Raw genomic sequence first — 13,360 nt, 5'->3', positions numbered from 1 at the left:
GCATGGCCGCTAACCTCTAATCACTAACCATTATTCACTAAAATATGGCCGAACAAAACAAAGCAGAAAAATTCGTTTTCTACATGTACAAAATGACCAAGTCCTATCCGCCTAACAAAGAGGTGCTGAAGGACATTTCTTTGAGCTTTTACTATGGCGCAAAGATTGGTATTATCGGCCAGAACGGTGCCGGTAAGTCGACACTCCTCCGCATTATGGCGGGCATTGACAAGGAATTCCAAGGCGAAGCTTGGATCGAGCCGGGTCGCACCGCAGGCTACCTGCCGCAGGAACCGCAGCTTGACCCGACCTTGACCGTCAAGGAAAACGTGATGCAGGCTGTCGCGAAAAAGCAGGCCGTGCTTGACCGCTTCAACGAAATTTCCATGAAGTTTGCTGAACCGATGGAAGACGACGAGATGAACAAGCTCCTCGACGAACAGGCTAAGCTTCAGGACATCATCGACGCTCAGGATTTGTGGAGCCTCGACCGCAATATCGAAATTGCAATGGACGCTCTCCGCTGCCCGCCGGGCGATTGGCCGGTGACGAACCTATCCGGCGGTGAAAAGCGCCGTGTGGCTCTCTGCCGCTTGCTTCTCGAAGAACCGGATTTGTTGCTCCTTGACGAACCAACGAACCACCTGGACGCAGAAACGGTTGCATGGCTCGAACGCCACCTCCGTGAATACAAGGGCTCCGTGATTCTCGTGACGCATGACCGTTACTTCCTTGACAACGTAACGAACTGGATTCTGGAAATTGACCGCGGTCGCGGCATTCCTTGGGAAGGCAATTACGCCCAGTGGCTTGACCAGAAACTTGAACGCATGAAGAACGAAGAGAAGGGTGAATCTGACCGTCAGAAGCGCCTCGCTCGTGAACAGGAATGGGTCAAGCAGAGTCCGAAGGCTCGCCAGGCAAAGAGCAAGGCTCGTCTCAAGGCTTACGAAGAACTCTTGGCCGAAGATTCCAAGGAACAGATCAAGGTGGCTCAAATCCACATTGCAAACGGCAAGCGCTTGGGCGATGTTGTTATCCAGGCGGAACATTTGCAGAAGGCCTTTGGCGAAAAGGTGCTGTTCGACGATTTGAACTTCAGCTTGCCGCGCTCGGGTATCGTGGGCATCATTGGTCCGAACGGTGCTGGTAAAACGACTTTGTTCAAGATGATTATGGGCCAGGAAAAGCCGGATGGTGGTACGCTCAAGATTGGTGAAACTGTCGAAATCATCAGTATGGAACAGGGCCGCGAAAGTTTGGACGATTCCAAGACGGTTTGGGAATCCATCACGGGTGGCAATGACGAAATCTTGGTGGGCGATCGCAAGATGAATGGCCGTGCTTACTGCGGTCTCTTCAACTTCACGGGTGCGGCACAGCAGAAGAAGCTTTCGCAGCTTTCCGGTGGTGAACGCAACCGCGTGCTCATGGCAAAGAACTTGCAGAAGCCGGGCAACCTCTTGTTCCTTGACGAACCGACGAACGACTTGGACATTGAAACATTGCAGGCTTTGGAACAGGCTATCCTCAAGTTCGCAGGCTGCGCCGTGATCATCTCGCATGACCGCTGGTTCCTTGACCGTATTGCAACGCACATCCTTGCCTACGAAGGCGATTCGAAGGTCGTGTGGTTCGAAGGCAACTGGAGTGAATACGAAGCCGACCGTCGCAAGCGCCTTGGCGAAGACGCTGACAATCCGAAGCCGATTCGATACAAGACTCTCACGAGACAGTAATACAAAAAACGGGACTCGAAAGAGTCCCTTTTTAATTATTTGCTGCTGCGGATGGAGTGTGGAACTTCGTAGCCGTGTTTGCGTAACAGTGTTACGTAATCCTTGTTCTGCAAGCGTTCTTCGGACTTTTTGATAAAGTCAGGCTTTTTCTTCAGCTTACTCTCAATCGTTATTATTACGCTTGAAACGAAAATAGTTGCGGTAAAGAAAAGCAGAATGCCGAAAAATTCGCGAGATGAATATGGTATATTCAAAATCAGTATCAGTAAGGCCACCGAAATAACAAACGTAACAACATTTACTTTTATGGAAATACGCCCGATGTTCCAATTACCAAAACTTCGATTCAATGCGGGTTCCAAACGCCCGTAAGCAAGTTGTTCCATTCCGCATTTGGGGCAGATAAATAACGGGCTCCCGTACATCGGCGAATTCCTTTCGTAAGGATATTTGTGGGGCGTTCCGCATTTTCTGCAGCGCCAGTCTTTCTCGATAATTTCTATGGCGAGCTCGCTAGGAGTGTCGTACGGGTTTGATTTTTGGTGGACTTCCCGGACGTACGACTTGATGGCGTTACGTTTTAGGAATGCATAAGCCACTAGCCCTCCAAAAAAGGCCAGCGCACTCCATAAGGCATTGTTTCCGTGGTCGAGATCCTTAAAAAAGATTATTAGCAATAATGGGAACCATAATCCGCAAACCATTATCAACCTCATTAGCAGATCACTTAAAAAATTGATTATAGCCCCAAACGGTAGAGATTTTGTGCTTTCAACCCATTTTTTTAGGATGTTGAATATCGGGAAGAATGCCAGTCCCCAAAGAAAATTTATAATACACAAAATTGCAATCATGTTTCCACTCGATTCATAAATAGTTGCTATATAATCTATAAAAAATAAACCTAAAGTAAAATCCATGTAAAGTGCAAATAAAACCTTTGCGAAGTCTTTGTTGCAGGCATTGCATAACTCCAAAGGACTTTTTATCTTGATGTTCGTTAAAATATCAATGCGCAGCGCTACAGCTACCAGATTGGCGTGCATTACATTGGAGCCGCAGGGAAGGCGGCTCTTTCATTTTTTTATATTTGCAATTTAGTAGGTGACCTTGGCCCTTTTTAGGGGCGAAAAATGGAGGGCTATATGAAAAAAATCATGGCGTTGGCTTTTGCCTTGTTCTTTGCGGTAGCAAATGCCGCTGAAACGTATGAGGCTTCGGAAAAAATCACGCAACAGGTTCTGTCAGGGGAACTTTCCCAGACCGTGTATGCTGGCGATGAAATTAAGCCGGTTAAAATTCTATATGAAAATACTGGCCTTGGCGAAGATGCTGTACCAGAATATTCATCGACGAACTTTTTGGAAAATTTTGGCTTGTCGAAAAGGTGGACTAAGGGGCCCGCTTGTGAAATTGCGGGAGAGATGAGAGATGATATTCCCGCTGGTAAGTACACTGCATTTATCGTCGTCAAAGACGCTGATGGCAAGTTCGCCATGACAGAGTTCGAGTTCATTGTGCTGGAAAAAGAAGAAACGTTGTCTTTAAAATGGAATAAAAGTAGCGGTGACGTGAATCAGGAAGTCACTGCGGGTAAGTCTATTACACCTATCGTTTTCGATTACGAGGGAATAACAAGTTATAGCGTAAGTGGACTCCCGTCTGGACTTGTAAAGAATATTGATGAAAAAAAACATAAAATCATGATTGTCGGCTCTGTAAATAGCGATGTAATGTCTGGTGATTATGAATACAAAGTCACTGTTAAGAACGACCAAGGCGATGAAAAGAGCATGTCGGGAACGATTGTTGTGGAAAGTGGCAAGGCTCGCACATCAATAAAACTTGTTAGTGAAAAAGCAAGACAGGAAGTCCTGGCGGGCAATGAGATTGAGCCTGTCGTGTTTGAGTTTGCAAATGTTCATGTCGATGAAAGTTTATCTTCATTTAAGTTCGAAGGATCGTTAAAAGGATCGTTTGCGTATAGTGTAGAAGAAAATAAGCTCACGTGCAGTGGAACTGTCGATGAGAATTTGAAGGATGGATTATACACGATAAGAATTATTGCAATTGGTGAAAATAACAATGATACCGCTTTTGCAAACGTTGATGTGATTCATAAGTCTGTAGAGACGAAGGTATATGTCATTGAAAATGAAACGCAGTCGCTGACTGCCGGCGATTCTATCAAGCCGATTGTTTTCAAGGTAGAACATGGCTCTAATCTTGAGCTTACGAATTTCCCGGGTGGTTACGGGCTTAAAAAAGATGGTAATACGGTGACTATTACAGGGCTGGTTGAAGAAAATGCTAAGGGCCCGTATGAAGTTGTGCTTACAGTCACTGGTGCCGACAACAATGCGAGTGCAAAGGCGACGATTAATGTAGCAGCTGGGGTTATGTCGTTCGATGTTATTGAAGGTAGCGATAATCAAACGGTTGTTGCTGGCCAAGAGATTGTTCCGATAGTTTATCAGTACAACCATGTGAAACTTATTAATGGTAAAAAAATCCTTGCTGATTTGAAAGTGGAACAAGATAAAGAAAAAAAGCAAGTTAAGATTTATGGAACTGTGGATCCTAAAATGGCGGCCCATGAATACGTTTATTCGTTCGAACTGACGGATTATTATGGAGAAACAAAGACTGTAACGGGCAAGATAAATGTCGTTGCATCTATTGACGATATTTCGTCTTCGTCGAATTCTGCAAAGTCCAGCAGTTCCGCGAAGTCTTCGTCGAGTTCGGCAACGAGTAGTAGCTCTGCCGTGCAGTCCAGCTCTAGCGAAAAGGCCGAATCCTCTTCGAGCGAAAAGACCATTAAGATCGTGACGGTGGCAATGAACGGCGTGAAGTTCGGCTATGCGGATAACGCACTGACGATTGCGCTGCCGACATCTTCGATGGTGCGTGTGCAGGTGTTCGACTTGACCGGTCATCTGGTCGAAACGTTTGCGGAACCTGTGAATGGCACAAAGAGCATTAGCCTCGCTCATTTGAACCGAGGCAGTTACCTGGTTCGTGTCGAAAGCAACAGCATGGTTCGTACCGCAAGAATTGCCGTGAAGTAAGGAAACGCCCTGTCACGTCGTGCTGACGTGTCAAAGGGAGAAAATTCTAGTGACTTTAAAAATAGCCCGTGAGCAGGAGCGGCAGAATAACCCTAAAAATAGCCCATTTGGGCTATTTATTTTTTTTACCTCTTTTTTAAATTTGACGCGGTTTAACATAAAATGGGATGCTTTACCCTATGAAAAACATCAAATTTTTCACATTTTTAGCAATTTTCCTCCTTTCTGCGGCTGTTTCGAGCGCGTGGGCAACGGATGTCACCTTGACTTACAAAATCGATGTCCAGGGCACAATTTTAAAGCCTGTGGCGCATATCTATAATGCCGCAACAGGCGAAGAAGTCGCTTCCTGGGATCATGGCAAAGGCGTCCTTTGGCCTGCGAACGAAGGGCACACCATGAACGATGGTTATGGCATCACTTTCACGCCCAATCAAGAATTGGACAAGACCGGCAAAAACGAAAACAACAAATCGACATCCACGACGGCCTTCAGTACCGAAAAAATCCCAACGACTTTCACTGTGTCGGTGGGCAAAGAGGGCTTTTACTTCAAAAGCGTGACGTTCAAGGAAGATGGTACCGAGAAAGCGTCTTCCTCCAACATCGCCCCAAACTCAACCTCCATCGGAGTGAGGGTTCCGGCAAACAAGTTCTTCAACTACATCACCGTGGTGCTGACGGTCGATGCCTATGCCGTGAGTGTTCCTGAAAATCTTACCATCAGCAACGCTTTTGCGACCATCAATAGAGTCAAATACTACAAGTCCGGCAAAACGGTCACCCTGACAGCCAAGGAAAATGAAATCATAAATACGATTACTGGCGTAACAGCTTCCAACGAGAACGTAACGATAAACCTCGCTGCCGACCGAAAAACCGCCACTTTCAAGATGCCGAGCGAAGATGTTGCCATCACGGCTACGACTGCCGAGGTGTATACCGTGAGTGTTCCCGACGGCATTACCTTGAGTGATGCATTCATCAACATCTCGGGTACGGATTACTACAAAGCTGGCGAAACGGTCACCTTCGGTTTTTCGGGTTCCGGCAGTGTAGTGTATTTTGTCAATGGTGAACGTATTGAGGGCAACAGCGTTACCGTGGGGAAAAAAGATTTGAAGGTGGAAATTGGCATCCCCTACATCGACGAAAATGGCAAGGAGCAAATCCGCAAGCTTGGCGAATACACCGTGCTTACCTCCTTAACCGACGTGAGCAACCTCGGAGGCGGCTGGTACGTGGTGCAGGGCAAGGTGAAATACTCGAACCAAGTCAAGTTTAGCGGTGACGCTCATCTCATCCTCGCGGACGGTGCGGAGATGGTGATTAAAAGTGAAACCGACGGAATCCAGGCTGATAAAAATCTGACCATTTACGGGCAGAACGGGCAAAGCGGAATTTTGAACGACACCGGAAATGGTTCGGGCGGTTGCGGCATCTACAGTAAGGGAACTGTCTCGATAATCGGCGGCAGTGTCACGGCCTCTGGCTCTAGCAGCGGCATCTACGGTTCTGAAGGAGTCACGATAAACGGCGGTATCGTCACGGCCACTGGCTACAACGGCATCTACGGTTCTAACGGAGTCACGATAAACGGCGGCAGCGTCACGGCCACTGGCTCAGGCGGTTTCGGCATCTACAACTGGAAACGCAATGTCACGATAAACGGCGGCATCGTCACGGCCACTGGCTTCAACGCCATCTACAATGATTTTGGCAATATCACGATAAGCGGCGGCAGCGTCACAGCCACTGGCAAAAACAATGGCATCTACGGTCCTAACGGAGTCACGATAAACGGCGGCATTGTCACGGCCACTTGCGGCTACGGCTACGGCATCTACAGCCAAAACAGTGACATCACCCTTGGCTGGACAAACAGCACCGACTTCATCAAGGCTAGCAGCTATAAAGGCTCCGTCCAAATCGCCGAGGGCAAGTCGTTCAAGGACGAGAATGGCAACGTATATAGCGGCTCGCTCTCCGCTAATGATCTCAAAGCTATCGAAAGAAAGACCCTTGTTCCTGCAGTGCCGTTCCCCGACAATATGGTCATTGCCGATATTCCCGACCAAATTTACACCGGTGATTCCATTTGCCCGATGGCTGATGTGACTATGCCTGCGGGTGTCGATCCACTTGTCAAAGGCGAGGATTACAAGGTCGTTTGCAAGGAAAACTTGAATGCCGGTACGGCTACTTTGTCTGTCCAGGGCGTCGGAATCTATTACGGCGAAATTAAAAAGACATTTACAATCGCGAAGGTATCGCTCACCGTCACCGCGAAGGATAAGACCATCGTTTACGGCGATGAACCCACAAATGACGGTGTTGAATACAGTGGCTTTATCGGCGAAGAAAATGAGTCGGTTTTGGGTGGCGAGCTCTCGTATAGTTACAGCTACAAAAAGCTCGACAAGGTCGGCAAATATACGATTACGCCAAGTGGATTGACCTCCGGCAACTACGAGATTACCTTTGCCGCAGGCACGCTGACAGTCGAGATCGCTGATGTTTCCGTGGAAGCTCCGGTCGCCAAGGAAAAGCTCGTTTACAACGGCAAATCACAGGAACTTGTAACAGTTGGCAAGACCAACTTCGGAACGTTGCTTTACAGCCTCGATGGTGAAAAATACAGCGCCGAAATCCCAGCCGCTACGGATGCAAAGACTTATACCGTCTATTACAAGGTCGAAGGAAGTGACAACTGGAATGCCTTTGAGGCGAAAACAATCGAAGTGGTAATCGCGAAGGCTCCGCTCACTGTTACCGCGAAGGACAAGTCCATCGTTTACGGCAATGAACCCGCAAATGACGGTGTTGAATACAGTGGCTTTATCGGCGAAGAAAATGAGTCGGTTTTGGGTGGCGAGCTCTCGTATAGTTACAGCTACAAAAAGCTCGACAAGGTCGGCAAATATACGATTACTCCTAGCGGCTTGACCGCAGGCAACTACGAGATTACCTTTGCCGCAGGCACGCTGACAGTCGAAAAAGCTGATATCTCTGTGGAAGCACTGGCAGCCAAGGAAAAGCTCGCTTACAGCGGCAAATCACAGGAACTTGTAACGGCAGGCAAGACCAACTTCGGAACGTTGCTTTACAGCCTCGATGGTGAAAAATACAGCGCCGAAATCCCAACCGCCACTGACGTAAAGACCTATACAGTCTACTATAAAGTTGCAGAAAGTGACAACTGGAACGCCTTTGAAGCGAAAAAGGTCGAAGTGGTAATCGCGAAGGCTCCGCTTACAATCACCGCCAAGGACAAGACAATCGCCTACGGCGATGAACCTGCAAATGACGGCGTGGAATACAGTGGCTTTATCGGCGAAGAAAATGAGTCGGTTTTGGGTGGCGAGCTCTCGTATAGTTACAGCTACAAAAAGCTCGACAAGGCTGGCGAATATACGATTACGCCAAGTGGATTGACCTCCGGCAACTACGAGATTACCTTTGCCGCAGGCACGCTGACAGTCGAGATCGCTGATGTTTCCGTGGAAGCTCCGGTCGCCAAGGAAAAGCTCGTTTACAACGGCAAATCACAGGAACTTGTAACAGTTGGCAAGACCAACTTCGGAACGTTGCTTTACAGCCTCGATGGTGAAAAATACAGCGCCGAAATCCCAGCCGCTACGGATGCAAAGACTTATACCGTCTATTACAAGGTCGAAGGAAGTGACAACTGGAATGCCTTTGAGGCGAAAACAATCGAAGTGGTAATCGCGAAGGCTCCGCTCACTGTTACCGCGAAGGACAAGTCCATCGTTTACGGCAATGAACCCGCAAATGACGGTGTTGAATACAGTGGCTTTATCGGCGAAGAAAATGCATCGGTTTTGGGTGGCGAGCTCTCGTATAGTTACAGCTACAAAAAGCTCGACAAGGCTGGCGAATATACGATTACGCCAAGTGGATTGACCTCCGGCAACTACGAGATATCTTTTGCCGCAGGCACGCTGACAGTCAAGAAGGCTGATGTTTCCGTGGAAGCTCCGGTTGCCAAGGAAAAGCTCGCTTACAGCGGCAAAGCACAGGAACTTGTAACGGCAGGCAAGACCAACTTCGGCACATTGCTTTACAGCCTCGATGGTGAAAAATACAGCGCCGAAATCCCAGCTGCCACGGACGCAAAGACCTATACCGTCTATTACAAGGTCGAAGGAAGTGACAACTGGAACGCATTCGAAGCGAAAATAATCGAAGTGGTAATCGCGAAGGCTCCGCTCACTGTTACCGCGAAGGACAAGTCCATCGTTTACGGCAATGAACCCGCAAATGACGGTGTTGAATACAGTGGCTTTATCGGCGAAGAAAATGCATCGGTTTTGGGTGGCGAGCTCACTTACAGTTACAACTACAAAAAGCTCGACAAGGTTGGCAAATATACGATTACACCTAGCGGCTTGACCGCCAGCAACTACGAGATATCTTTTGCCGCAGGCACGCTGACTGTCAAGAAGGCAGATGTTTCCGTGGAAGCTCCGGTCGCCAAGGAAAAGCTCGTTTACAACGGCAAAGCACAGGAACTTGTAACGGCAGGCAAGACCAACTTCGGAATGTTGCTTTACAGCCTCGATGGTAAGAAGTATTCTTCTGAAATCCCAACTGCTACGGATGCAAAGACCTATACCGTCTATTACAAGGTCGAAGGAAGTGACAACTGGAATGCCTTTGAAGCGAAAAAGGTCGAAGTGAAAATCGCAAAGGCAGATGTCTCTGTGGAAGCTCCGGTCGCTAAGGAAAAGCTCGTTTACAGCGGCAAATCTCAGGAACTTGTAACGGCAGGCAAGACCAACTTCGGCAAATTGCTTTACAGCCTCGATGGTGAAAAATACAGCGCCGAAATCCCAACCGCCACGGATGCAAAGACCTATACCGTCTATTACAATGTCGAAGGAAGTGACAACTGGAACGCATTCGAAGCGAAAAAGATCGAAGTTAAAATCGAGAAATCCTCCGCTATCGGGCGCATGAGCCCGCGCGCGGCCAGGGTCACAAGAGCTGTGGATCGCTCCTTTGACCTCAAGGGTCGCCCGGTCCGTGGCTCGTCGAATGCCCGAGGTGCTTACTACAAGAAGTAACCTCGCTATCCTCGCTCTCCCCGCTTGACGGGGGGGGAATGCTTGGAACAAAACAAAAAAGCTCCGCGATGGCGGAGCTTTTTGCGTTTGCTAGACGCCGCTTCTAACGAGACTATGCTCTTGCGGCGAGTTCCTCGGGCGACCTCATGAGAATGTCCCAGTCGCCGCGCTTGATGATTTTATAGGCATAGCCCTGTTCCGTGAGGAACAGCTGGCGGTTCATGGCGAATTCCTGTTCCTTGGAGTCCTGCGTCACGATGCTGTAAAAGTGGGCGGCACCGCCGTCGCTCTTGGGACGGAGCACGCGGCCGAGACGCTGGGCTTCTTCCTGGCGGCTTCCGAACGTACCCGAAATCTGGATGAGCACGTTTGCGTCCGGCAAGTCGATAGCGAAGTTACCGACCTTCGAAACCATGAGGTTCTTCTGCGCGCCCGAACGGAAGGCTCCGTAGAGCTTTTCGCGTTCCTTGTTCGGCGTCTTGCCGGTAATCAGCGGAATCTGGAGGTCTTCGGAGAGCGCTTCGAGCTGGTCGATGTACTGGCCGATGATGAGCACGCGGTCATCCGGCTTGCTGAAGTACTTGAGCAGGCGTTCGACGATGTCCGTCTTTTCGGGGTTCGTGCTCGCGAGCGTAATCTTGTCGCGCACGGGGGCAAGCGCATACTTCATTTTTAGTTCCGGATCCATCGGGATGCGGATTTCGTTACAGTCAGCAGTTGCAATCCAGCCTTGTGCTTCCAAGATGCGCCATGGAATGTCGAACTTTTTCGGTCCAATCAAGCTGAACACTTCGGTTTCCTTGTGGTCTTCACGGACGAGTGTTGCCGTAAGGCCCAAGCGGCGCGTGGCCTGCATTTCGGTACTCAAGCGGAACACCGGAGCCGGGAGCAAGTGGACTTCGTCGTAAATCATGAGGCCCCACTTTTCCTGGCTAAAGAGCGGGAAGTTTGCAAGTTCCTTCTTGACCTCTTCTTCGGTCATTTCTGGTTCCTTGCCTTCCTTGTTTTCGTCACCCTTCTTGGCGCGCTTGCGTTGCGTCAAGATCTGGTAAGTGGCAACCGTCACCGGACCGATTTCCTTCACTTCGCCGGAGTATTCCTTGACCTGGTCAAGCGTAAGGTTCGTCTTGTCGCAGATTTCGCGGATCCACTGGCGGGAAGACGAAATGTTCGGTGTCAAAATCAAGGTCTTAGTTTGTACCAAAGCCATGGTGGCAAGGCCAATCACGGTCTTACCGGAACCGCAGGGGAGAACAATCACGCCGGAACCGCCCTTTTCGCTACCGCTTGCGTAGAACACTTGTGCGGCATCCTTCTGGTAATCGCGGAGCTTGAACGGCTTTCCGGAAACGGTCGTTTCGCGGAGCTGGATGGGGAGCGGGTCGCCAACGGTGTAACCAGCCAAGTCTTCGACCGGGAAACCTGCGTTGGTAAGGACCATCTTCAAATGGCCGCGGCGTTCGGGGTCAACAACAACGTGCGTGTCATCGATGTGCTCGATAATAAAAGGTTCAACGTCCCTCAACTTGCAAATTTCGAGGAACATTAATTTGTCATCAGATTCCATCATCAAGCGTCCGTCTTCTTTTTTGAGACGAAGCAAGCCGTAACGAGCCATATAGTCTTCGATTTCTGTGACAACGGTCGGCGGAATGGGGTAGCGGCTCTGGCTTTCGAGTCTTTCGAGGACTTCGGGTGCGCGCAGCCCTGTTGCGGCAGCGTTCCACAAGCTCAAATGAGAAATCTTGTAAGTGTGCAGGTGCTCTGGGCTCTTGACGAGCTCTGTAAAAGGAGCGATTGCATCACGTGCGGTAGTGTAATTAGGATTATCGACCTCGACCATGATTTCGAGGTTACTTTGTACAATAATTGCGCCATTCGGATTCATAGAGTGCCAAATTTAGTTATTTAGGGCGCGTTTCGCAAGTCGTACGTTTTTGCTGAAAATCTTACAAAAAAACTCCCCGGACTTGTGTCCGAGGAGTCTTTCGAGCCGCCCAGCAGATTTGAACTGCCGACCTGCTGATTACGAATCAGCTGCTCTACCAGCTGAGCTAGAGCGGCGAACGGGGACAAATATAGTAAAACGATTATTTCTTGTCAAGATTTACTGACAACCTTTATTTTTTTTTCTATGATTGGTCTACGAGAAAATTTTTAACATGGAAGCTTAATTATGGCTAACGAATCTAATAACAATAATTCTGAACTTAAAGCCTTCTTTGTCCAGCACGGTACAAAGATTGCTGTGGCGTTTGTCATCCTCTTCGCGATTATCGCTGGCATTGTCCAGTATAAGGAAGCTCGCAAGGTGGCTGCTGCCGAACAGAGCGAACTCATCGGCGTGGGTCTCACTTATCTCTATGCGAACGAAAAGGATAGCGCTCTCGTGGAATTCGAAAGCAAGATTGCTTCTGGCAAGCTTGAAGGCCTCGCCTTGGCTAAGGCATCCCTCCTTGCTGGTAACATCAAGTTCGAAAAGAAGGACTTTGATGGTGCTGCTCTTCATTTCCAGAACTCTTTGGATAACGCTGGTTCCGTCGCTCTCGTGCGTTCGGCTGCCATGCATGGTCTTGCCGCTGTGAAGATGGAAAAGGGCGACTTCTCCGCCGCAGCAAACTTCCTCGAAAAGTACATTGCTGAATTCGGCAAGCGCACTGGCGACAAGGAAGACCGCTACCAGAAGGACGAACCGGCTGACGAGGTCCCGATGGTTGCAGACGCCATGTGGAAGCTCACTCTCGTGTACCAGCAGCTCGGCGCAAGCGACAAGGCTAAGGCTACTGCCGAACGTCTCCTCCAGGTCTATGGCGACAACCGCGCCTTTGCTGACAAGGCTCGCAAGTTCCTCGCTAGCCTCTAATCGCTAGATTTTCTGAAAAATTTAAGTCCGTCTCCTTATTGGGGACGGATTTTTTTATGGAGGTGTTTGTAGAAAATTTCTTTTAGTTAAGGCGAGAATTATTCTTTAATAAGTGAAAAAAAGAAATCGTTTAGAGAATAAAGCGTCGGCCAAGGATGGGGAGGGTGCAGGGAGGGGCCCGTGCGGCCTTCGCAACTCCGAGCTGGGGCCCCGCCCGCATGAAGTTCTTCTTAAAAATCTATTTACAATCAATGACTTTTTAAAAAAGTATATTGATATTATACACAACCTAAAATGGGAGGGTGGGCCATGAAAATATTTTTATGGGCTTTAATAGTGGCCGTCGTGTCATTGTCTTTCACTGCATGTGGAGATTCCCCTGAAAAGTTTGTGAATGAAGTGGTCGATAGCGGCATCAAGTGCGAAACGCACGAATACGACAAAGCGAAGTGCGATGAACTCGCTGTCGAGTTTAGGGCGCGTAACCACAATTTTAGTGAAGACGAGCAGAGGCGGATCCAGAAGCAGGTCGTCGAAAAGTTCTTTATTGAACTGAAGAAGCTAAACGACAAGAATGCGAAAGAAGGTCCGACACTTTAG

Annotated in this window: 7 protein-coding genes and 1 tRNA gene; 5 read left to right on the top strand and 3 right to left on the bottom strand. The window is 48.8% G+C overall.

From position 1 onward, the window contains the following. Nucleotides 1-44: 44 nt before the first annotated feature. Nucleotides 45-1,739: an energy-dependent translational throttle protein EttA gene (gene ettA, locus B7982_RS10095; protein ID WP_088660627.1), complete on the top strand. Its 1,695-nt coding sequence runs from the start codon at nucleotides 45-47 to the stop codon at nucleotides 1,737-1,739. Nucleotides 1,740-1,774: 35 nt separating this feature from the next. On the opposite strand, the gene B7982_RS10090 is transcribed toward ettA, so the two are convergent. Further along, nucleotides 1,775-2,785 carry a hypothetical protein gene (locus B7982_RS10090; RefSeq protein WP_088660626.1) on the bottom strand — a complete coding sequence of 337 codons (1,011 nt, stop codon included), beginning with the start codon at nucleotides 2,783-2,785 and terminating at the stop codon, nucleotides 1,775-1,777. Between the two features lie 99 nt (nucleotides 2,786-2,884). Here B7982_RS10090 and B7982_RS10085 point away from each other — a divergent pair, with 99 nt between their 5' ends. Together B7982_RS10085 and B7982_RS14935 are read left to right on the top strand one after the other, a co-directional pair. After that, a complete protein-coding gene (locus tag B7982_RS10085; RefSeq protein ID WP_088660625.1) occupies nucleotides 2,885-4,810 on the top strand; it encodes a T9SS type A sorting domain-containing protein in 1,926 nt (641 codons plus the stop codon). Nucleotides 4,811-4,989: 179 nt separating this feature from the next. Then, on the top strand, nucleotides 4,990-9,897 hold the full coding sequence (locus B7982_RS14935; RefSeq protein ID WP_158212998.1) for an MBG domain-containing protein: 4,908 nt from the start codon (nucleotides 4,990-4,992) through the stop codon (nucleotides 9,895-9,897). 112 nt (nucleotides 9,898-10,009) lie between these two features. On the opposite strand, the gene B7982_RS10075 is transcribed toward B7982_RS14935, so the two are convergent. Both B7982_RS10075 and B7982_RS10070 read right to left on the bottom strand, forming a co-directional pair. Further along, on the bottom strand, nucleotides 10,010-11,785 hold the full coding sequence (locus B7982_RS10075; RefSeq protein WP_088660623.1) for a DNA repair helicase XPB: 1,776 nt from the start codon (nucleotides 11,783-11,785) through the stop codon (nucleotides 10,010-10,012). Nucleotides 11,786-11,888: 103 nt separating this feature from the next. Next, nucleotides 11,889-11,961, bottom strand: a tRNA-Thr gene (locus B7982_RS10070). A 112-nt stretch (nucleotides 11,962-12,073) separates the two neighbouring features. Here B7982_RS10070 and B7982_RS10065 point away from each other — a divergent pair. Continuing rightward, complete coding sequence (locus B7982_RS10065) at nucleotides 12,074-12,760, top strand: tetratricopeptide repeat protein (RefSeq protein WP_088660622.1); 687 nt, start codon at nucleotides 12,074-12,076, stop codon at nucleotides 12,758-12,760. Nucleotides 12,761-13,069: 309 nt separating this feature from the next. After that, nucleotides 13,070-13,360, top strand: coding sequence for a hypothetical protein (locus B7982_RS10055; protein ID WP_144065953.1), 291 nt, complete (start codon nucleotides 13,070-13,072; stop codon nucleotides 13,358-13,360).

Origin of the sequence: Fibrobacter sp. UWB2 (assembly GCF_002210425.1) — a bacterium.
Lineage (GTDB): Bacteria > Fibrobacterota > Fibrobacteria > Fibrobacterales > Fibrobacteraceae > Fibrobacter > Fibrobacter elongatus.
The sequence above is the reverse complement of the archived record's forward strand: the minus strand, read 5'-3'. Positions and strand labels throughout refer to the sequence as shown.